This window comes from Amycolatopsis sp. PSD-21 (assembly GCF_055561455.1).
Genome location: NZ_CM145712.1, coordinates 6361721 through 6381819 on the forward strand (window position 1 = coordinate 6361721; position 20099 = coordinate 6381819).

The 20099-nt window shown below is 69.6% G+C and carries 19 protein-coding genes; 8 read left to right on the top strand and 11 right to left on the bottom strand.

The features are described 5' to 3' along the window. Positions 1-43: 43 nt before the first annotated feature. The gene (locus tag ACZ1DY_RS29705; protein ID WP_126733647.1) at positions 44-556 is read right to left on the bottom strand and encodes a mycothiol transferase; all 513 of its coding nucleotides are present in this window, start codon (positions 554-556) and stop codon (positions 44-46) included. A 100-nt stretch (positions 557-656) separates the two neighbouring features. Between ACZ1DY_RS29705 and ACZ1DY_RS29710 the strand changes: the two genes are divergently transcribed. From ACZ1DY_RS29710 to recQ, 3 genes are read left to right on the top strand one after another with little or no spacing between them, the layout of a single operon-like run. Next, a complete protein-coding gene (locus ACZ1DY_RS29710) occupies positions 657-998 on the top strand; it encodes an ArsR/SmtB family transcription factor (RefSeq protein WP_034324421.1) in 342 nt (113 codons plus the stop codon). A gap of 21 nt (positions 999-1019) precedes the next feature. Beyond that, on the top strand, positions 1020-1838 hold the full coding sequence (locus ACZ1DY_RS29715; protein WP_465481632.1) for an SMI1/KNR4 family protein: 819 nt from the start codon (positions 1020-1022) through the stop codon (positions 1836-1838). A gap of 48 nt (positions 1839-1886) precedes the next feature. Continuing rightward, positions 1887-3719, top strand: coding sequence for a DNA helicase RecQ (gene recQ / locus ACZ1DY_RS29720; protein WP_465481633.1), 1833 nt, complete (start codon positions 1887-1889; stop codon positions 3717-3719). Here the strand turns inward: recQ and ACZ1DY_RS29725 are convergent. Then, positions 3716-3934, bottom strand: a complete 219-nt coding sequence (locus ACZ1DY_RS29725; RefSeq protein ID WP_016335889.1) for an antitoxin — start codon at positions 3932-3934, stop codon at positions 3716-3718. The genes recQ and ACZ1DY_RS29725 overlap by 4 nt on opposite strands. Positions 3935-4087: 153 nt before the next feature. Between ACZ1DY_RS29725 and add the strand changes: the two genes are divergently transcribed. Then, positions 4088-5062 carry an adenosine deaminase gene (gene add / locus ACZ1DY_RS29730; RefSeq protein ID WP_465481634.1) on the top strand — a complete coding sequence of 325 codons (975 nt, stop codon included), beginning with the start codon at positions 4088-4090 and terminating at the stop codon, positions 5060-5062. On the opposite strand, the gene ACZ1DY_RS29735 is transcribed toward add, so the two are convergent. Beyond that, complete coding sequence (locus ACZ1DY_RS29735) at positions 5019-5534, bottom strand: hypothetical protein (protein ID WP_465481635.1); 516 nt, start codon at positions 5532-5534, stop codon at positions 5019-5021. The two genes, add and ACZ1DY_RS29735, sit on opposite strands and share 44 nt — an antisense overlap. A 65-nt stretch (positions 5535-5599) precedes the next feature. After that, a complete protein-coding gene (locus ACZ1DY_RS29740) occupies positions 5600-7303 on the bottom strand; it encodes a cellulase family glycosylhydrolase (RefSeq protein ID WP_465481636.1) in 1704 nt (567 codons plus the stop codon). A 273-nt stretch (positions 7304-7576) separates the two neighbouring features. Between ACZ1DY_RS29740 and ACZ1DY_RS29745 the strand changes: the two genes are divergently transcribed. Then, positions 7577-8398 carry a lytic transglycosylase domain-containing protein gene (locus ACZ1DY_RS29745; RefSeq protein ID WP_465481637.1) on the top strand — a complete coding sequence of 274 codons (822 nt, stop codon included), beginning with the start codon at positions 7577-7579 and terminating at the stop codon, positions 8396-8398. Here ACZ1DY_RS29745 and ACZ1DY_RS29750 read toward each other — a convergent pair. The 3 genes from ACZ1DY_RS29750 to ACZ1DY_RS29760 are packed head-to-tail and all read right to left on the bottom strand — an operon-like array spanning position 8395 to position 12083. Next, the gene (locus ACZ1DY_RS29750; protein ID WP_257485439.1) at positions 8395-9744 is read right to left on the bottom strand and encodes a vWA domain-containing protein; all 1350 of its coding nucleotides are present in this window, start codon (positions 9742-9744) and stop codon (positions 8395-8397) included. The genes ACZ1DY_RS29745 and ACZ1DY_RS29750 overlap by 4 nt on opposite strands. Continuing rightward, positions 9741-10622: an AAA family ATPase gene (locus ACZ1DY_RS29755; RefSeq protein WP_192741216.1), complete on the bottom strand. Its 882-nt coding sequence runs from the start codon at positions 10620-10622 to the stop codon at positions 9741-9743. The genes ACZ1DY_RS29750 and ACZ1DY_RS29755 overlap by 4 nt, the downstream gene beginning before the upstream one ends. Before the next feature lie 21 nt (positions 10623-10643). Further along, a complete protein-coding gene (locus tag ACZ1DY_RS29760; protein ID WP_465481638.1) occupies positions 10644-12083 on the bottom strand; it encodes an MFS transporter in 1440 nt (479 codons plus the stop codon). A 62-nt stretch (positions 12084-12145) separates the two neighbouring features. On the opposite strand from ACZ1DY_RS29760, the gene ACZ1DY_RS29765 reads away from it, so the two are divergent. The 3 genes from ACZ1DY_RS29765 to ACZ1DY_RS29775 are packed head-to-tail and all read left to right on the top strand — an operon-like array spanning position 12146 to position 14929. Further along, a complete protein-coding gene (locus tag ACZ1DY_RS29765) occupies positions 12146-13105 on the top strand; it encodes a helix-turn-helix transcriptional regulator (protein WP_465481639.1) in 960 nt (319 codons plus the stop codon). Beyond that, positions 13102-14136 (top strand): L-glyceraldehyde 3-phosphate reductase, encoded by a 1035-nt coding sequence (mgrA, locus tag ACZ1DY_RS29770; protein WP_465481640.1) that lies wholly within the window; start codon positions 13102-13104, stop codon positions 14134-14136. Before ACZ1DY_RS29765 ends, mgrA begins: the two co-directional genes overlap by 4 nt. Positions 14137-14185: 49 nt before the next feature. Then, on the top strand, positions 14186-14929 hold the full coding sequence (locus tag ACZ1DY_RS29775; protein WP_465481641.1) for a class I SAM-dependent methyltransferase: 744 nt from the start codon (positions 14186-14188) through the stop codon (positions 14927-14929). A gap of 231 nt (positions 14930-15160) precedes the next feature. On the opposite strand, the gene ACZ1DY_RS29780 is transcribed toward ACZ1DY_RS29775, so the two are convergent. From ACZ1DY_RS29780 to ACZ1DY_RS29795, 4 genes are all read right to left on the bottom strand, one after another. Continuing rightward, positions 15161-15973 carry an aldo/keto reductase gene (locus tag ACZ1DY_RS29780; protein ID WP_465481642.1) on the bottom strand — a complete coding sequence of 271 codons (813 nt, stop codon included), beginning with the start codon at positions 15971-15973 and terminating at the stop codon, positions 15161-15163. 10 nt (positions 15974-15983) lie between these two features. Beyond that, positions 15984-17225, bottom strand: a complete 1242-nt coding sequence (locus ACZ1DY_RS29785; protein WP_465481643.1) for a PucR family transcriptional regulator — start codon at positions 17223-17225, stop codon at positions 15984-15986. A 140-nt stretch (positions 17226-17365) separates the two neighbouring features. After that, a complete protein-coding gene (locus tag ACZ1DY_RS29790; RefSeq protein ID WP_034324549.1) occupies positions 17366-17821 on the bottom strand; it encodes a (2Fe-2S)-binding protein in 456 nt (151 codons plus the stop codon). 26 nt (positions 17822-17847) lie between these two features. Then, positions 17848-20094 carry a xanthine dehydrogenase family protein molybdopterin-binding subunit gene (locus ACZ1DY_RS29795; RefSeq protein ID WP_465481644.1) on the bottom strand — a complete coding sequence of 749 codons (2247 nt, stop codon included), beginning with the start codon at positions 20092-20094 and terminating at the stop codon, positions 17848-17850. Between the last annotated feature and the right edge of the window lie 5 nt (positions 20095-20099).

The following is a 20099-nucleotide window of genomic DNA, read 5'->3' on the forward strand; positions in this document are numbered from 1 at the left end:
CGCGGGCGGCGTCCCCGTCGTCCGTCGTGGAGCGGCACCTCGCCTACGTATCGCGGAGTACGAGCCCCCGGACGTACGCCGCCTGCCCCGCGTGCTGAAGATCGTCGGAAAGCACGCTGACCAGGCGAACCCCGAGGGTCACGGGCGGATCCCAGCCCTCGTCGACGATACGGTCGAGGTCGGCTTCGGCCAGTCCGGCGGCCCACGCCGTCGTCGCTTCGTGCACCGCGTCGTAGTAGCCGGTCAGCAGGTCGGCTGAATCGGGGCGGACCGCCTCGACGTCTTCGGGGCGATGCCCGTACCCGGTGTCCGACGCCGGGAACGGCAGCGAGAAGCGGCCCACCCAGTCCTGTGCGGTCCAGATCTGCTCGGTGCCCATCAGGTCGGCGACGTGATCGTCCTGCACCCTGGTCAGATGCCAGACCAGCCAGGCGATCGTGTTCGCACCCGGCGCCGGGCTCTCGGTCAGCTGCTCGGCACTCAACCCCTCGACGGCGTCGTGCACGACCTCTTGGACGCGGCCGAACCCGTCGGCCACCACTTCGGCCAGTTTCATCGATTCCCCTTCCGGCGTCTCCCGTCCCACGATGCCACCGCGAGGTGACCCCGGCCTTGCACGCTTGACTTATATAAGTCCAGGCCGTGATAGTTGCCGGATGCACGCGTTCGACGTCCTCGGGGATCCGGTGCGCCGCCGGATCCTGGAACTGCTGGCGGGCGGGGAACAGAGTTCCGGCGACGTGACCGCGGTGGTCCGCGCCGAGTTCGGCATCTCGCAGCCCGCGGTCTCCCAGCACCTGCGCGTCCTGCGCGAGAACGGCTTCACCACCGTCCGCGCCGAGGGCGCGCGGCGGTTGTACTCGGTCGATCCTGGCCCGCTCAAGGAGATCGACGGCTGGCTGGACCAGTACCGGCGGTTCTGGACCGGGCCGCTCGACGCGCTGGCCACCGAGATCGCGCGCGGCCGCCGCGAACGCCGGAAGGCCGCCGAGGACTAGGCCGTGTCCTAGTCTCTCCTCATGCGCAAAGGCTGGGGTCGCGCAGTGGTGATCGCCGTCGCGAGTGTCGTCATCGTGCTGGGGCTCGTGTTCGCGGTCACGGTGCGTGGCGGGCGGGACAAGGGAGCGCAGTGGTACGCGGCACCGACGACACCGCGCATGCCATCCTACTCGACCGCCGCGCCCGCGCCCACGACCCGGCCGACGCTGACCGTCGACAGCGGCTGCCGCCTGGGACAGGGGCCTGCCGCACTCGATCCGGTGCCCGAGGCGACCACCCGCCGGGTGAACGCCGCCTGGGACCGCGTCGAGCGATGGCTCGAGGCCAACGCGCCGACGACGGCGGCGAGCCTCCGCCCGCCCGCGACGCTCGCGAAGATCGCCCAGGCGCAACGCGAGACGGGCGTCGTCTTCCCCGCCGAACTCGTCGCCTTCCTGCTGCGGCACGACGGTGTTTCGGGCATCGGCGACAGCTTCGCGCTGCCCCCGTTCGAACACCTCGCTTCCACGGAAACCATCGCGAGTCAGGCGAAGGTCATGTGCGAAGTGCTGATTTCGGGCGGGTGGGACGACAGCGTCGGCTCGTGGTGGCACGGGCGGTTCGTACCCGTCGCCGTCGACGGCGGTGGCGACGGCCTCTTCCTCGACCAGCGCACCGGCACCGGGCGGCTCGGCGACTGGAACCACGAAGGTTCGGTGAGCTTCGATCACCGGCCCGCGACCCTGACCGAGCTGCTGGAGCGGACCGCGTCCGCGCTCGAGACCGGCGGGCCCACCGACGGCGGCTACCGGCCGGTCGTCACCGGAAACCGGGCGCTGGACTGGGAATTCCCGCGCTGAGGTGCGCGGGCGCGTCGACTGTCGGACCCCGCCCCTAGAATCGTCCGGGTGGCAGCCCCCGACATCGGTACCTCGGAAGCCCTCGCGACGCTGAACCGCGTCTTCGGCTACGACGACTTCCGCGGCGACCAGCACGCCATCGTCGAACACGTCATCGCGGGCGGTGACGCGCTCGTCCTCATGCCCACCGGCGGCGGCAAGTCGCTGTGTTACCAGATCCCGGCGCTGGTGCGGCCGGGCGTCGGCGTGGTGATCTCCCCGCTGATCGCGCTGATGCAGGACCAGGTCGACGCGCTGCGCAACCTCGGCGTCCGCGCGGGTTTCCTCAACTCGACGCAGGATTACGCCGAGCGGAACAGGGTCGAGGCCGCGTTCGTCGCCGGCGAGCTGGACCTGCTGTACCTGGCCCCCGAGCGGCTCTCGGTGGAGTCGACGGTGCGGCTGCTCGACCGCGGCAAGATCTCGCTGTTCGCGATCGACGAGGCGCACTGCGTGTCCCAGTGGGGTCACGACTTCCGGCCTGACTACCTGATGCTGTCCGCGGTGCACGAGCGCTGGCCGGACGTGCCGAGGATCGCGCTCACCGCCACCGCCACCAAGGCGACGCACGCCGAGATCGCGTCCCGGCTCAATCTGGAGGACGCGCGGCATTTCGTCGCGAGCTTCGACCGGCCGAACATCCAGTACCGGATCGTCGGCAAGAACTCGCCGCAGCGGCAGCTGCTGGAGCTGCTGCGCACCGAGCACAAGGGCGACGCGGGCATCGTCTACTGCCTGTCACGGAATTCGGTCGAGAAGACCGCGGATTTCCTGGTGGAGAACGGGATCCCGGCGGTGCCCTATCACGCCGGGCTGGACGCGCGGACCCGCGCGAAGCACCAGTCGCGGTTCCTGCGTGAAGACGGGCTGATCGTCGTCGCGACGATCGCGTTCGGCATGGGCATCGACAAGCCCGACGTACGGTTCGTCGCGCATCTGGACCTGCCGAAGTCCGTCGAGGGCTACTACCAGGAGACCGGTCGCGCCGGCCGTGACGGTCTGCCGTCGACGGCGTGGCTGGCGTACGGGCTCCAGGACGTCGTGCAGCAGCGCAAGATGATCGACATGTCGGAGGGGTCCGAGGCGCACAAGCGGCAGCTGAGCGCCCACCTCAACGCGATGCTGGCGCTGTGCGAGACGGTCGAATGCCGTCGTGTGCAGGTGCTGAACTACTTCGGGCAGCGGAGCGAGCCCTGCGGCAACTGCGACACCTGCCTGGCGCCCCCGGAGACCTGGGACGGCACGATCCCGGCGCAGAAGATCCTCTCGACCATCGTCCGGCTGCAGAACGAGCGGCGCCAGAAGTTCGGCGCGGGGCAGATCATCGACATCCTGCTCGGCAAGTCGACGCCGAAGGTGACGCAGCACCGGCACGATTCACTGAAGGTCTTCGGGATCGGCACGGAGCTGAAGGAGCCGGAGTGGCGGGCCGTGGTGCGGCAGCTGCTGGCGCAGGGGCTCGCGGCGGTCGAGGGCGACTACGGCTCGCTGGTGCTGACCGAGGCCAGTGCCGAGGTGCTGAACGGGGAGCGGAAGGTCCAGCTGCGGCGCGAGCCGGAGCGGGCGGCGAAGGCCGCGGCCCGGTCCAGCGCGAAGAAGGCCGCGGCGGCCGACATGCCCGCCGAGGCGGCGCCGGTGTTCGAGCTGCTGCGGTCGTGGCGGGCCGCGGCGGCGAAGGAACAGGGGGTGCCCGCGTACGTGATCTTCCACGACGCGACCCTGCGCCAGATCGCCACCAAACGGCCCACCACGCTGCAGGAGCTGGGTACCGTCAGCGGCGTCGGCGAGAACAAACTCGCGAAATACGGCGAGCAGATCCTCGAGACGCTAGCCGACGCCTAGTGCTCGTAGGGCCGGCGCGGCGGCCGCCCGGTCATTCCGTCGACCTTGCGCACCGCGCCGTCGATCTGGCTGTGGTACTTGCCCTTGGTCTTGTGGTCGACGAAGGTCGCGGCCTTGTTCACGACCTTGGAGACCTTTTCGGGGTTCTTCCGCACGTAGGCGCGCACGGCCCCGGCGGTGCCGGCCAGGGCGGTCAACTTCCGCAGTAGAGGCACTGTGGTCCCTTTCCTCGGGGTCGTCTGGTGTCCTGCTCAACGACCGGTGGTGCCCCCAGGGTTCCCCGCGGCGAGCCGAATCACTCATTTCGGATACCGGGCCGCCGGAAAACCGGGCGCGCGATGCGGGCCGGGCGCACTAAATTCGAGTTCATGCGGGATCTTTCTCTGCTGCCCAAGGCCCATCTGCACGTCCACCTCGAGAGCACCATCCGGCCGGACACGCTCCGTGACATCGGCGAGGCGAACGGCATCGCCGTACCCGCGGAACAACCCGTTTTCGATGGCTTCCGCGCGTTCGGTGACTACAACGGGCTGCTGCGGTCCTGTCTTCGGAGGCCGGAGGACTTCGAACGGGTGGCGCGCGAGTTCTGTGAAGACCAGGTCGCGGACGGCGTCCGCTACGCCGAGGTCACCTTCACGGCGGCTTCGCACGGCGAACGGCTGGGCGAGCCGGACATGCCGCTGGCGTCCGTCCTCAAAGGACTCTCGGTGGGCGCGGCCGAACACGGGCTCCACTGGCGGGTGCTGCTGGACCACTCGCGCCGCCGGTCGGTCGACCGTGCCCGGCTCACCCTCGACCTGGCCCGCCGGTACGCCCCGGACGGGGTGTTCGCCATCGGGCTCGCCGGGGAGGAGAAGTACCCGCTCGCGCCGTTCGCCGCGATCTGCGACGAGGCCGAGGAGGCAGGGCTGCACCTGATCCACCACGCAGGGGAGGACGCCGGCCCGGCCAGCATCCGCGAGGCGCTGGAGGTCGGGCACAGCGAACGGATCGGCCACGGCATCCGGATCCTGGAGGACGTCGCGCTGGTCGCCGAGGTGCGGGAACGCGGTATCGCCCTGGAGGTCTGCCCGTCGTCGAACGTGACGCTCGGGCTCGTGCCCTCGTTCGAGGAGCACCCGCTCCCCCGTCTGGTCGACGCCGGGCTCGTCGTCACGCTCAGCACCGACGTCCCGTCGGTCACCGGGACGACGCTGACCGACGAGTTCCTGCGCACTCGCGAGGCGTTCGCCTACGACGACCTCGCGCTCGCGGGTCTCGCCCGGGCGTCCGTCGACGCGTCCTTCGCGTCCGCCGAGCTCAAGCGTTCGATCCACCAAGAGATCGACGCCTGGCTGGCCTGACGCCGCGCACCTGGACACCCGCGGCGTCGATGAAGGCGTCGAGCGCCCGCTGGCACCGCTCTTCGTGATCGGCCAGTTCGGCGTGGTCGGCCGCCTCCCGGATCGCACCACAGTGTTCGAACGCGACATCGGCGAGCGCCACCAGCTCCGGATCGCCGGTGATCAGCGCCACCCGGAAGCGGGCGTGGTCCGCCGCGGCGCCGAGAACGTCGGATTCGGTGAACGCGGCGCGCACATCCTCGTCGTCAGCGGCGGCACGCCGTCGGAGTAGCCAGAGACTGACGGCACCACGCCGCAGCCCGGTGATCGCGCCCGCGAAGTCGACACAGGCTTCCGTCCGGTCCTGGCGGAGTCGTTCCTCACGGGTGAACCGCTCGGTGCGAGCGGTGTTGAGCCGCTGGAACAAGAAGGTCGACGTCGAGCCGAGCAGAGTCCCGGCGACGGCGATGAGGCTGGTGAGCCACGCGTTCATCCGGCGGAGTCTGCCACGCCGGGGAACGCCTCGTGCCCGGAAAGCGGGCACGAGGCGTCCGAGGGTCAGCCGGTCGGGAAGTCGTCCGGCGTGCGGATGCGGTCCCGCACCCAGACACCGGCGGGCTTCAGCATCGAAGTGCCGGTGAAGGAGTTCCCGGCGCAGGTCCCGGTCTTGAACACGGCACCGGAGCGGAAGTCGTCGGAGAAGTTCCAGTTCGTCCAGCCGATCTTCTTGGCGGCCAGCAGATCAAGGTACTTCTGCGAGTAGGCGAAGTCGTTCCCGCCGTCACCCGTGTAGGTCTGGGTGCCGAATTCCGTGACGAAGACCGGGAGCTTGTCGGCCGTCCGCGCCAGTGCGTCGTAGTGCTCGTCCTGGTGCGACGCCGCGTAAAAGTGGAACGTGTACATGATGTTGGTGGCGTGCACCGGGTTGTTCAGGATGTCGGTCTCGTCACGCTGGTCGGAGACGCCGAAGGTCGACCAGCCGTGCGTCCCGAGGAAGACGACGCTGTCCGGGTCCTGGGCGCGGATCACCGGGATGACCTCTTCGGCGTACCGCTTCACGTCCGCCCAGCTGACGCCGTTCGGTTCGTTCGCGACGTCGTAGATGATGTTGACCTTGTCCTTGTGCCGCTGGGCGATCTCGGTGAAGAAGGTCTTCGCGAGATGGGTGTTCGCGTTCGGGTCGCCCGGGTCGAGCTGGTGCCAGTCGACGAGGACGTACATCCCGCGTTTCGTCGCTTCTTCGATGTAGTTGTGCATCATGTCGGTGAACTTGCGCGGGTTGCTCTCGTAGCCGTCGTCCTGGATGTACATCGCGACGCGCAGGATGTCGGCCTTCCAGTCGTTGGCCAGCGCGTCCAGCGAGGCGGTCTTCACGCATTGGCTGTACCACTGGATCCCGTGCGTGCTCATCCCCCGCAGCTGGATGGGCTTGCCGTACTGGTTGCACAGTTTGACGCCGCAGACGTGGAGCTTTCCGTTGATGGACACCGGTGTCCCGGTACCGCACGCCGGTGTGGTGGCGGAGACGGCGGCGCTCGGCGCGGACGTGTTCCCCGCCGCGTCGTGGGCGACCACCGTGAACGAGTAGGCGGTCGACGCGGCGAGACCGGTCACCGTCGCGGGCGGATTCGCCGTCGTGGCAACGGTTTGCCCGTTCCGGAGCACGCGGTACCCGGTGACGCCGACGTTGTCGGCCGAGGCCTGCCAGGTCAGGGTCACGCTGCCGCAGGTCACGTTCGACGTGGTGGGTGTGCCCGGCGCCGTCGGCGCTTCGGTGTCGTTGGAGCCGCCACTGGCCTCGACCGACAGCGAGTCGGCGTTGGGGCCGCCGTTCGACGTGACGGCGGTGGTGCGGATCTTGTTGCTGCCCGCGGCGAGGTTCACCGTGGTGGTGACGGTCCGCCAGGTCGTCCACGCGCCGGTGCCGGCGAACCCGAGGTCGTCGACGGCGAGGGAGCCGTTGACGGTGATGTCGAGCGGGCGGTTGGCGGTGGTGCCGTTGGCGTAGCGGAAGGTCAGCGTGTGCTGCCCGGCCTGCGCCGCGTTGACGGTGTACTCGACGTAGCTGCCGGTGACGTTGTCGTAGTTGACGAAGCCCGATCCGGTGAAGCCGGTGTGATTCGCTTCAACCAAGCCGCGCGAGATCGTCGCGTTCTCGGACTCGTAGCGGACGGGAGCCGCGGAAGCGGCCTGGGCGGAGATCGGGACCGAGGCGGCCGCGAGCACCGTGACCAGCGCCGCCCGCCATCTTGGGCGTACCACTTTGTGCCTCCTTCAGAAGCGTCGTTGCGTTCCGTGAAGCAGGGGCGCGGCGAGCCCTCGTTAAGAAACCTTCCTAACGCGGACCAGTCTCACCACCCGCCCGAAGCGCTGTCAACCGGGCAAAAGGGGCGATCGCACCCCGCAGTTGGTCCTCTACTTGCGGTAGTTGCACGCGCAAGGACCGCATTCAGAGGACGAAACGCGGAGGTGGGCCGGGTCACCCGGACGGCGGGCCACACAAGTTCTCCACATTCGTCACGTACCGTGGAACCGGTGACCGCTTCGTCCCCTTCGACACTGGACCTCATGGACCAGTGGGAACAGCCGCCCAGGAAACGTGGCCCGCGTGGCTGCGTGATGCTCGCGCTCCTGGTCGTCGGCGCCTTGGTCGCCGGTGCCGTCTGGGTCGTGATCAGTCTCAGCGACCGCGAGCCGGTGCCGGTCAAGCCGGCGTTCGAGGTCCCCGCGCTCAAGCCCGCCCCGCGTTCGGCGATCCCCGGCGACGCCGGACCGCTGCCCGCGGAGCCCGCGAAGGACGCCTGGATCGCGAAGGTGTCGGAGAACACGGACATCCCCTCGCGCGCGCTGCGGGCCTACGTGAACGCCGCCGAGAAGACCGCGAAGACCACTCCACGCTGCGAAATCACCTGGGCGACCATCGCCGGGATCGGCCGGACCGAGTCCCAGCACGCCCGGCACGACGGTTCCCGCGCCGGTGAGGACGGCGTCGTGACGCCGCCGATCATCGGCATCCCGCTCGACGGCTCCCCCGGTGTGCTGGCGGTCGTCGACACCGACAAGGGCGCCCTCGACGGCGACGCGAAGTGGGATCGCGCGGTCGGGCCCATGCAGTTCCTGCCCGCCACCTGGAAGCGGTACGGCGTCCGCGCGAGCGGCGACGGCGACGCGCCCGACCCGCAGAACATCGACGACGCGGCGCTGACGACCGCGCGGTACATGTGCGCCCGGGGCGGCGACCTCGGAGACCCCGCCGGCTGGTGGACCGCGGTGCTGACCTACAACAACTCCACCGCGTACGGGCAGGAAGTGTTCAGCAACGCCGACGCCTATGGGAAGGCCGCGCTGAAGCCTTAAGCCGGCAGCAATCTGGTCACCAGCCGCGTCAGCTGGTGCACGTTCCGGCATTCGTGCATTTCGACGACCTGGGCGTACGCGTGCGCCTCGGAGTCCCCGGTGGACCACAGCGCGGTCCGCTCGGGGTTGAGCCAGTACGTATGCCTCGCCGCGGCGGCGATCCCGCGCACCGCCTCCAGATTCGGGTCGCCGCCGTTGGTCCTGGCGTCCCCGAGGATGAGCAGGGACGTCTTGGGCCCCACGGCATCCGAATAGCGCTCGGCGAACTCGCCGAGCGCGTGCCCATAGTCGCTGTGCCCGTCCCAGCGGGTCAGTTCCGCGTCGGCGAGGATGCGCGCGCCGAGGTCCTCCGGATCGGCGGCCCCGGTGTCGACGAGGTGGGTGATCTCGTCGCACGCGTCGATGAACGCGAACACCCGCACCTTGCTGAACTGGTCGCGCAACGCCTGCACCAGCAGCATGGTGAAGTTCGCGAAACCGGCCACCGAGCCCGACATGTCGCACAGCAGCACGATTTCCGGCCGTCCCGGCCGGTGCCGCCGGTACGACGGCCGCATCGGGACGCCGCCGGTGGACAGCGAGCGCCGCAGCGTCCGGCGCAGGTCGATCTGCCCGCGCGCGTGCCGCCGTCGCCGGGCGGCCAGCCTGGTGGCGAGCTTGCGTGACAGCGGCTGGACGACGCGGCGGAGTTCGGCGAGCTGCGCGCGACTGGCGAGCAGGAAGTCGACGCGGTCGGCCGCCGGTGGCACGGCGTGCCGCGAAACCCGTTCCCTGCCACGGACTTCCGCCACCCTGCGGCGGGCTTCGGTCCGCACCAGCCCACGGAAGCCTTCGACCCGCCGCCGGACGTCGTCGCGGTCCAGTCTGTCGGTGAAGTCCTCCTGGCCGCCCGCGCGGATCGCTTCGAGGACGCGGACCACGAGTGTCTGCGGCTGAAGCCGTTCCAGTGTCTGGTGCGCCGACCAGCCGCCGCTTCCCGCCGTACCGCCGTACTCCCCCAGCATGTCGACCGCGAGCCCGGCCAGTTGCGTCAGTTCCGTCTGGTCGTTGGCCGCGAGCGCCGCGGCGAGCCGATCCCGCAACGCGGCCAGGTCTTCGACGGGATCCTGCGACGGGGCGCCGACGCCGAGCGGGAAGTAGATGTCGAACGTCGCGTCGAACACGGCACGCTGGCCGCCGCGCCGGACCAGTGCCGCCGCGAGCCCTTCACGCATCTGCTCGCGGGAGGCCAGACCGAGCACTTCGAGTGCCGCGGCGGCGTCGACCGTCTCGCTGGGACCCGCCGGGATCCCGTGCTCCCGCAACGCTTCCACGAATTCGACGAGCCTGCCCGGCACACCGCTCACGAGCCGAGGACCTTGCCGAGTTCCAGCCGCGCGTCCGCCTTCACGACGTCGTCCTGGTGTTTGAGGATGACGCCGAGGCTCGCGCGGACGACGTCCTCGCCGAGGCTGTCGGCGCCGAGTGCCAGCAGGGTGCGGGCCCAGTCGATGGTTTCGGCGACCGACGGCGCCTTCCGCAGTTCCATCGCCCGCAGCGCGGTGATCACCTTGACCACGGACGCGGCGAGCGCGTCGTCGACGCCCGGCACCTTGAGCCGCACGATGCGCTGCTCCAGTGCGGCGTCGGGGAAATCGATGTGCAGGAACAGGCAACGCCGTCGCAGCGCCTCGGAAAGCTCACGCGTCGCGTTCGAGGTCAGCACCACGAACGGTTTGCGCCCGGCGGTGATCGTGCCGAGTTCCGGGACGGTGATCTGGAAGTCGCCGAGCACCTCCAGCAGCAGGCCCTCGATCTCGACGTCGGCCTTGTCGGTCTCGTCGATGAGCAGGACCGTCGGCTCGTCGCCCTTGATCGCCGTCAGCAGCGGCCTGGCCAGCAGGAACTCTTCACCGAAGATGTCGTTGCGGGCTTCGTCCCAGGTCTCGTCCTTGCCGGCGGTGATCCGGAGAAGCTGCTTCGCGTGGTTCCACTCGTACAGCGCACGCGACTCGTCGACGCCTTCGTAGCACTGCAACCGCACGAGCCGGGAGCCGCTGGCCTGCGCGACCGCCTTCGCCAGCTCGGTCTTGCCGACCCCCGCGGGGCCCTCGATCAGCAACGGCTTGCCGAGGGCGTCCGCGAGGAACACCGTGGTGGCGACGGCCGCGGAGGCCAGGTAGCCGGTGTCGGCGAGCTTCGCCGTCACGTCTTCGACGGATGTGAAGTACCCGGTCCCAGCCACGCGGCCTCCCAGCTCGATCGCCTACCCGGCCGACTCTACGTCGCGGATCCGCTTCGGCAGCAGGAACCCGACCGCGAAGGTGAGCATCACCATCACCGCGACCACCCAGAACGTCCGCTGGGCCGCGTCGGTCGGGTCGGCGGTCCCGGCGTCGAAGAACACCGTGCCCAGCAACGCCAGTCCCAGCGCGCCGCCGACCTGCTGGAGCGACGTCAGCGCCCCCGACGCCGATCCGGCCTCCGACGGTTCCACTCCGGACAGCGCGATCTCGAAGTACGGCCCCATGATCAGGCCGGAGCCGATCCCGACCACCAGCAACGCGGGCGCGATCTGCCACGGACCCGTCTCCGGGCCGAGGACCAGCAGCAACGCGACCACACCGGCGGTCATGATCAGGGCACCGGTGTGCAGCACCTTGCGGCCGTGCTTGCGCACCGCCTGCACCAGGCCCATCCCGACGATCATCCCCAGCGACATCGGCACCCCGCTCAGCCCCGCCTTGAGCGGCGAGAAACCGAGCCCGAGCTGCAGGTACAGCGTGAAGACGAGACCGAAGCCGGAGAACGCCGCGAAATAGATCGTCCCGGTCGCCATCCCGGCGAGGAAGCTGCGCTTGCGGAACAGGCTCGGCTCCACCAGCGGGTCACCGCCGCGAGCGCTCTTGCGCTTCTCGAACCACGCGAACACCCCGAACACCACGACCGCGGCGGCCATCATCGCGAACGTCCACAGCGGCCAGCCGTACTCGCGGCCCTGCACCAGCGGGAAGACGATCAGCAGCGCGCCGGTCGTGGCGAGCAGCGCACCGGGGATGTCGAGTTTGAGCGAGGCACCCGGCCGGCTGGCAGGCAGGAACTTCAACGCGGCGAGCACGGCCAGCGCACCGATCGGCAGGTTGATCAGGAAGATCATCCGCCAGCCGGTGCCGAAGAGATCGGCGTCGACCAGCCAGCCCGCGAGGATCGGGCCGCCGACCGCGGCGAGCCCCATCACCGGGCCGAACATGCCGAACGCGGACTGAAGTTCCTTGCCGGAGAACATCTCCTTCATCATGCCGAGGCCCTGCGGGACCATCGCGGCGCCGAAGAGTCCCTGCACCACCCGCGCGGTGATGATCATCTCCGGGTTCACCGCGACCGCGCAGAACAGCGAGCCGGCGACGAAACCGATCGCGCCGATCAGGAACATGCGCTTGCGGCCGAAGATGTCGCCGAGGCGGCCGCCGGTGAGCAGGCCGGACACCATCGCGAGGGTGTAGGCGACGCCGAGCCACTGGATCATCGCGGTGCCGCCGCCGAGCGACTCCCGCATGACCGGTCCGGCGATGCTCGTGACCGTCATGTCGAGCAGTTCCATCACCGACCCGGTCAGGATCACGAACAGCGCGGGCCAGCGCCAGCGGTAGGACTTCTCCACGTTTTCCGTGGTCACACCGCTCGGGGTGTCCAGTGTCATCGTCATGGGAACAACGCTAAAGTCAATTCCGGCCACTTTCTGACCGGAATGCGAGCGAACCTGGATTCATGGCGAATACGAGTGCGCGGATGCTGCGGTTGCTGTCCCTGCTGCAGACACACCGCTTCTGGTCGGGGATCGAACTGAGCGACAAACTCGAGGTGAGCGAGCGGACGCTGCGGCGCGACGTCGAGCGGCTGCGCGAGCTGGGTTATCCGGTCAACGCGAGCCGCGGTGTCGCGGGCGGCTACCAGCTGCGGTCGGGCACGGTCATGCCGCCGTTGCTGCTGGACGACGAAGAGGCCGTGGCGATCGCCGTCGGCCTGCGGACGGCGGCGAGCGGTTCGGTGGAGGGCATCGAGGAGACCTCGGTCCGGGCGCTGACGAAGGTCGTCCAGGTGATGCCGCCCCGGTTGCGCAGGCGGGTCGACGCGCTCCAGGCGTACACGACGCCGGCGGCCGTCACCGGCCCCAGGGTCAACGCCGCCAGCCTGACGGTGATCGCGCAGGCGTGCCGGGACGACGAGCGGCTGAAGTTCGACTACGCGGCACGCGGCGGCGAGGAGTCCGCACGGCTGGTCGAGCCGCACCGGCTCGTCTCACTCGGACGGCGCTGGTACCTGGTGGCCTGGGACCTCGATCGGGTGGATTGGCGCACGTTCCGCGTCGACAGGCTCAGCGAGCCTCGCACCACCGGCGCCCGCTACCGCCCGCGCGAGATCCCCGGCGGCGACGCGGTCAAGTTCGTCGAAGCCCAGATCAAGGCGAGGCCGACCACGCATTCGCTGGTCGTCCGGGTCGAGGCGCCGAAGGCACAGGTCGAGGCGGCCGTGCGGTACCTCGGCGGCGCGCTCGAAGCGATCGACGAGACCTCGTGTCGTCTGACGATGAACGTCGACACCTTCGACTGGCCCGTCCTGATCCTCGCCGCCATCGGCGCGCCTTTCGAGGTCGAGAGCCCTTCGGCGTTCAAAGACCACCTCGCGTCCGTCGCCGCCCTCTTCACGGCGGCTAGCATCGGGCCGTGAGCACCTATGTCGCGGCCGAGGGCCGATACGAGAGCATCCCCTACCGCCGCACCGGGCGCAGTGGCCTGAAGCTGCCCGCGATCTCGCTGGGCCTGTGGCACAACTTCGGGAACGACAAGCCGCTCGGCACCCAGCGGGACATCGCGCGGCGCGCGTTCGACCTGGGCATCACCCATTTCGACCTCGCCAACAACTACGGCCCGCCCTACGGCTCGGCCGAGGAGAACTTCGGCAGGCTGCTGGCGTCGGACTTCAAGCCCTACCGGGACGAACTGGTCATCTCGACCAAGGCCGGCTACGACATGTGGCCCGGCCCGTACGGCGAATGGGGCTCGCGCAAGTACCTGCTGTCCTCTTTGGACCAGTCGCTCGGCCGGATGGGCCTGGACTACGTCGACATCTTCTACTCGCACCGCTTCGACCCCGAGACCCCGCTCGAAGAGACGGTCGGCGCGCTCGACACCGCCGTCCGCTCCGGACGCGCGCTGTACGTCGGCATCTCGTCGTACTCGTCGGAGAAGACCGCCGAGGCCGCCCGGCTCCTGCGCGAACTGGGCACCCCACTGCTGATCCACCAGCCGTCGTACTCGATGTTCAACCGCTGGCTCGAAGGCGACAAACTGCTCGACACGCTCGAAGCCGAAGGCGCGGGCTGTATCGCCTTCTCGCCGCTCGCGCAGGGGCTGCTGACCAGCCGCTACCTCGACGGGGTTCCCGAGAATTCCCGTGCGGCGCAAGGGAAGTCGCTCAACCCGGACACGATCACCGAGAGCGCCCTCGGCAAGATCCGGGCGCTGAACGAGATCGCCCAGCGGCGCGGGCAGACGCTGGCGCAGCTCGCGCTCGCGTGGGGCCTGCGCGACCCGCGGATGACGTCGGTGCTGATCGGCGCGAGCAGCGTCGCCCAGCTGGAGGACAACGTCGGCGCGCTGAAGAACCTGCACTTCACGAAGGAAGAGCTGGCCGAGATCGACCGCTACGCCACCGAGGCCGACATCAACCTCTGGAAGCGCTCGACCGACGCCGGATGACACCCGAAATCGCGTTGCCCCGCCGGGCCGGGGCGCCGAGACTGCGAGCATGACTTTCGAAGATCTACTCGCCGAAGGAGAGGCCGTCCCGGTCGAAGGCTGGGATTTCTCGTGGTTCGAGGGCCGGGCCACGGAGGAACGGCCGCCGTGGGGTTACTCGCGGCTGCTCGGCGAGCGGATGGCGGCGGCCGCCGCCGGGCTGGACCTGCAGACCGGCGGCGGCGAGGTGCTCGCGGGCATCCCGGAACCGCCGCCGGTCCTCGCCGCCACCGAAGGCTGGCCGCCGAACGTCGAGGTCGCCCGAAGGAACCTCGCGCCGCTGGGCGGTGAGGTGGTCGAGGCCGAGCACGACGCGCCATTGCCCTTCCCCGACGAGTCCTTCGATCTGGTGACCAGCCGCCATCCGATCGCGAACCCGTGGCGGGAGATCGCCCGCGTGCTGCGCCCGGGCGGAACCTTCCTGTCGCAACAGATCGGCGCCGGTACCGTGCGGGAGCTGAAGGAGTTCTTCCTCGGCCCGCAGGACTACGGCGGCTGGACACCCGACGTCCTGCGCGTCGAGGCGGAGGCCGTCGGGCTGCGCGTCGAGCGTCTCGAACCGGCGAAACTGCGGATGGAGTTCTTCGACCTCGCCGCCGTCGTCCACTTCCTCCGGAAGGTGATCTGGATCGTGCCGGGGTTCGAGGTCGAGACGTACCGCGACCGGCTCGCGGAACTCCATCGGATCATCGAGACCGACGGGAAGTTCGTCGCGCACTCGCGGCGGGTGCTCGTGGAGGCCGTCAAGCCCTAGTCCGGTTGGTCCCAGGTCCGACCTCGTGGTCGGTTCTCTTGAGGGGTAAGGCAAATCGGGCGTGTCGCGAAAGCCACTTTCGCGACGCTCAGCGTCCCGAAAGTGGCTTTCGCGACAGGGGGCGGCCCACATCGGCTGGTAGTGAAGGGCCCCGTCCCTACCTTCAGGGTAGGTAAGGAGGCCTTCACGGACCGGTGAGCGCGGCGCCCCGAACCCACGTGCCTTCACCCTTCACGAGGACAAGCGCTCCAGGTGCTCGGCGGTCAGCTTCACGTCCCCCGCGGCGAAGTTCTCCTCAAGGTGCGCGATATTCGCCGTCCCGGGGATCGGCAGGATCACCGGCGACCGCGCCAGCAGCCACGCGAGCCCGACCTGCGCCGTGGTCACTCCCAGTTCGGCGGCGACGGCGGTGAGCTCGGAACCGGCCTCGGAAGCGGCGCCGAGCACTGGACGCCAAGGCAGGAAAGCGATTCCGGCCGCTTCGCACGCGTCCAGCACCGACTCGTACGAACGGTCCAAGAGGCTGTAGCGGTTCTGCACGCTCGCGATGTCCACGATCTCCCGTGCTCGCGCGAGTTCGTCCGCGGTGACCTCGGAGAGCCCGATCCGGCCGATCTTGCCTTCGTCGCGCAGATCCCGCAGCGCGCCGAGCTGGTCGGCCAGCGGGGTTTCGGGGTCGAGGCGGTGCAGCTGCAGCAGCTCGATCCGCTCGGCGCGCAGCCGTCGCAGCCCCTCGTCGACCTGCAACCGCAGCGATTCCGGGCGGGCGTCGTACTTCCAGTCGTCGCCGGTCCGCACGACGCCGACCTTGGTGGTGATAACCAGGTCGTCCGGGTACGGATACAGCGCTTCGGCCAGCAGCTCCTCGTTCGCTCCCCCGCCGTAGAGATGCGCGGTGTCGATCAGTGTGATGCCGAGCTCGACCGCGCGCCGCGCGACGGCGATCGAATGCTCACGTCCGGGTCCCGCTTCGGTCGGCAGGCGCATGGCACCGAAACCGATCCGGCGCACGGGCAGGTCTCCGCCGATGGCGAACTGTTCCATGGAGACGAACCTAGCGCAGCGGATCCCTCGGCGAGGGCAGATGCGAGGTGTCCGGGAACATGTGGAGCGCGCGCAGGGCGGCGCCGAGTTCGGCGATGTCGGCCGGGTCGGTCAGCGAACGGCCCAGTTCCTCGGAGATCCGCTTCAGCCGGTGCCGGATCGTGTTGGGATGACAGAACATCCGCTCGGACGTCAGTTTCGTCGAGCCCTGGCATTCGAACCACGCCCGCAACGTCAGCAGGAGCACGTTCCGGTCGTCGCCGGGCAGGTCCAGGATCGGCCGCAGCACGTGGTGCGCGAGCTGGACCGACGCCTCCGGCGCGCTGGCGACGAGACCGGCCAGCGGCGATTCGTTGAACTGCACCATTCCCGTCGACCCCGGCAGCAGGCTGGAGAGCGCGACCCTGGCGAGGTGCAGCGCGCGGGAGGTGTTCCCGAGGCCGGTGAACACCGGGCTGACGCCGATCCGGCCGGTCTGGTTCTCCCGCAACAGCTCGATGATCACCTGCGACGCCGCCGGATCCCGCATCGAGACCACGCCGACCTGCAGGTCCGGGGTGAGCCGCCAGGCGGACGCGTGATGCCGTTCGCGGAGCCGGTTTTCGATCTGCGGCAACGGTTCGTGCCCGACGCGCGGGGTCTCGGCGGCGACGACCACATAGGTCCCGTCGAGCGAGAGCTCCAGCACACGCGCGATGTCCCACAGCGTGCCCTCGGTGGCCGCGCCGCCGGCGAACAGCGCCTCGACCAACGCGGAGCGTCTGCTTTGGTGCGCCAGCATGACTTCGGCGGTGGTGTCGCGATACGTCGTCGTCAGCGCCTCGGCGTAGTCGTCGACCAGCGCCCAGATCGCCGACGTGGCGGCGACGAGACCGCGGAGGTCCTGGTGCTCGCTCGAAGCGGTCAGCTCGACGAACCGGTTCCACACCTCGGTGAGCCCGATCCGGTAGGCGCGCAGGAGCTCCGGCAGCGGCGCGCCCTGCAGCGCGCGGGCGCGCCCGGTCGCCCTGGCCTGGGAGAGGTCCGGTTCCTCAGTGCCGCGGAGGGTCCGCATGACGAACTCGAGGTTGTTCCGCACCGACGTCCGCAGTTCGGCGAGGCTGACGAACTGCGCGTCGCGGTACACCGGCATCTCGGCACGGATCTGCCCGACGGTGCTGTCGATGAGCGCCGGCAGCTGCTTCTCGACCTCCACGGCCAGCTCGGCGACGACGGCGGCCGAACCTTCGCGGAGCACAGTTCGGTAGTGCATGGACGTCCTCCGGGGCAGGGACTCCTCGTCGAGCCCCTGGGGACGCCATCTAACACGACTTGCCCGCGGGCGGCCTGTCGAAACCGGCGGGCGCCGCCGGTGCGGCGGAAAATCGGGATTCCCGCCGCACCGGCGGGATTTCACAGCTTCGCGGCCGCGCTCTTGATGGCTTCGCGGATACGGAAGTAAGTGCCGCACCGGCAGACGTTCTGGATCGCGTCGATCTCGGCGTCGGTCGGGTTCTTCGTCTTCTTCAGCAGCGCCACCGCGGCCATGATCTGCCCCGGCTGACAGTAACCGCACTGCGCGACGTCCTGCTCCAGCCAGGCCTCCTGCACCGGGTGCAGGTCGTCGCCGTCGGCGAGGCCTTCGATCGTGGTGACCTCCTTGCCCGAGCATTCGGACACCGGCGTCACACACGGGTTGAACGCCTCGCCGTCGAGGTGGCTGGTGCAGGCCTTGCAGACGTTGATCCCGCAGCCGTACTTCGGCCCGCGGACGCCGAGCTTGTCCCGCAGTGCCCACAGCATGGGCAGATCCGCGGGGGCGTCGACGGTGACGGTCTTCCCGTTCACCGTGAAGGTGTAGTTGGGCATCGGAACTCCTTGGCGGGGAAGGAAAGTCAGCGGGGGAAGGGTTCGAAGTCGATCGGGAAGTTGATCGGGAAGCTGCGCGGTTTGATCCCGGTGGCCCGCGCGTAGGCGTTGGCGATCGCGCCGACCGGCGCGGGCACGCCGAGTTCCCCGGCGCCGCCGATCTCGCCCGTCTCCGGCATCACGAACACCTTGACGTCCGTCGGCGAGTTCTTCTGCCGCGCGTAGTGGAACTGCGAGTAGCTGCCTTCCAGCGGCAGGCCCTTGTCGATGTGCAGACCCGCGGTCAGCGTGGTGGAGATGCCGTCGGTCAGGCCGCCGAGCATCTGCGCCTCGATCCCGCGCGGGTTGATCGGCTTGCCGACGTCGACCGCGATGGTCGCCTTCGTGACGCGCGGTTTCTTCGGGTCGCGAGCGTCCATTTCGACGAGGCAGGCGGTGTACGACTTGTACTCGCCGTGCACGGCGACCCCCTGCGCGAAACCCTTGGGCATCTTCTTGCCCCACTCGCCGAGTTCGGCGACCTTGTCCAGCACCGCGCGCTGCCGGTCGTTCTTGATGAACTCGCGCCGGAACTCGACCGGGTCCTTGCCGAGTTTCGCGGCGATCTCGTCGACCATGATCTCTTCCGCGCCGCGCGTGCTCGCGGAGTACACCGACCGCCAGGCACCGGTGTGGAAGTCCACCGGGACCTCGTTGAGCAACTGCGTCGTGACACCGAAGTTGTACGGCGACTTCACCGTCAGGAGGAACACCGTCTGCGCGAAGCTCAGGTTGCCGCCGACGGGCAGTTCGGAGGCGAACGCCGTGAGGACCTCGCCGAGCCCGTGGCTCCAGTCGGTTTCCACGCTGGCGACGCGGTGCTCGAAGGTGAGCACCTGGCCGAGCGCGAAGGTGGCGCGGATCTTGTGGTGACTCGCGGCCCGCGCGCGGCCGTGGCGCATGTCGTCGATGCGGCTCCACATCAGCCGGACCGGCCGTTTGAACGCCTTCGAGGCACGCGCGGCCTCGATGGCGCCGTCGGAGAACAGCCGACGGCCGAAGGAACCACCCGCCTGCTGGACGTGCACGGTGACCTTGTTCTCCGGCAGCCCGAGCTCCTGCGCGATGTTCTGCTTCGCGAGGATCGGGACCTTCATCCCGGACCAGATGGTCGCGCTGTCCTCCCGGACGTCGGCGACGGCCGAGTTGGTCTCCAGCGGCGCGTGACTGGCGAAGGCGAAGTCGAACTCGCCGTCGACGTACTGGGTCAGCAGCGGCGGCACGACGAACGGGAGCGCCGCGGCCTGCAGCTTCTTCTTGATCGTCGCGTTGTTCTCGCCGTCGACGGTGCCGCCGTTCCAGGTGACGTCGAGGGCGTTCTTGCCGTCCAGCGCCTGGCCGAAGGTCTCGGCCATCACCGCGACCCCGGTCTTGATCACGGCGATGTCGATGATGCCGGGCATCGCGCGGACGGCGGCCTCGTTGTTGACCTGCTTCACCGTTCCGTTGATCGTCGGCGGACGGCGGACCATGACCGGCTTCGCGCCGGGGATGTCCAGGTCCAGCGTGTACTGCAGCTGCCCGGTGACCATCGCGCGGGCGTCCTTGCGCGACTGCGGCGTGCCGACCAGCCGGTGCGCGGACTCCACCTTCGGGGTCGCGGTCACCTTGCCGAGGTCGGCGCGGGCGGCGGGCTTGGCGAGGGCGCCGTAGCCTGCCCGGCGGCCGTCGGGCGCGATCACCGCACCGTCCCTTGTGGACAGCCGCGCGGCCTCGGCGCCCCACTGCCGGGCGGCGGCCGCGACCAGGCGGGCACGCGCGGCGGCGGCCGCGACCCGCACCGGGGTGTAGAGCGAGCGCATCGTGTTGGAACCGCCGGTCAGCTGGTTGAACAGCAGCTCGGAGCGGGCGTCGGAGAGGACGACGTCGACGCGGTCGAGCGGCAGGTCCATCTCCTCGGCGACCAGCATGGCGTTCGCCGTGGTGATGCCCTGGCCGACCTCGGTCCGCGGCAGTTCGAGCCGCACGCGGCCGTCTTCGCGGACTTCGAGCACCAGGAGACCGGCGGTGGGGGCGTTCGACAGGATCAGCACGTCGCCGAGGTCGAGGATCTCGGCCGGTCCGGGCGGGGTCGGGATGACGGCTTCGGCCTCTTCGGGCGCGACGGTGTCGATACCGATCTTCGTGGCGATCGTGAGCGTGGGCGCGGCGACGAGGAAGCTCAGGAACCGGCGGCGGCCGAGGCCTCCGGAGTCCGGAGCCTCGCCTTGGGTTCCAGTGGTGGGACTGGCCATCGGGA

Excerpts from the sequence above, each read along its gene's own strand:
- ACZ1DY_RS29705 (WP_126733647.1), bottom strand. The coding sequence starts at position 556 with ATGAAACTGGCCGAAGTGGTGGCCGACGGGTTCGGCCGCGTCCAAGAG.
- ACZ1DY_RS29710 (WP_034324421.1), top strand. The coding sequence starts at position 657 with ATGCACGCGTTCGACGTCCTCGGGGATCCGGTGCGCCGCCGGATCCTG.
- ACZ1DY_RS29715 (WP_465481632.1), top strand. The coding sequence starts at position 1,020 with ATGCGCAAAGGCTGGGGTCGCGCAGTGGTGATCGCCGTCGCGAGTGTC.
- add (WP_465481634.1), top strand. The coding sequence starts at position 4,088 with ATGCGGGATCTTTCTCTGCTGCCCAAGGCCCATCTGCACGTCCACCTC.
- ACZ1DY_RS29735 (WP_465481635.1), bottom strand. The coding sequence starts at position 5,534 with ATGAACGCGTGGCTCACCAGCCTCATCGCCGTCGCCGGGACTCTGCTC.
- ACZ1DY_RS29760 (WP_465481638.1), bottom strand. The coding sequence starts at position 12,083 with ATGACGATGACACTGGACACCCCGAGCGGTGTGACCACGGAAAACGTG.
- ACZ1DY_RS29765 (WP_465481639.1), top strand. The coding sequence starts at position 12,146 with ATGGCGAATACGAGTGCGCGGATGCTGCGGTTGCTGTCCCTGCTGCAG.
- ACZ1DY_RS29775 (WP_465481641.1), top strand. The coding sequence starts at position 14,186 with ATGACTTTCGAAGATCTACTCGCCGAAGGAGAGGCCGTCCCGGTCGAA.
- ACZ1DY_RS29780 (WP_465481642.1), bottom strand. The coding sequence starts at position 15,973 with ATGGAACAGTTCGCCATCGGCGGAGACCTGCCCGTGCGCCGGATCGGT.
- ACZ1DY_RS29785 (WP_465481643.1), bottom strand. The coding sequence starts at position 17,225 with ATGCACTACCGAACTGTGCTCCGCGAAGGTTCGGCCGCCGTCGTCGCC.
- ACZ1DY_RS29790 (WP_034324549.1), bottom strand. The coding sequence starts at position 17,821 with ATGCCCAACTACACCTTCACGGTGAACGGGAAGACCGTCACCGTCGAC.
- ACZ1DY_RS29795 (WP_465481644.1), bottom strand. The coding sequence starts at position 20,094 with ATGGCCAGTCCCACCACTGGAACCCAAGGCGAGGCTCCGGACTCCGGA.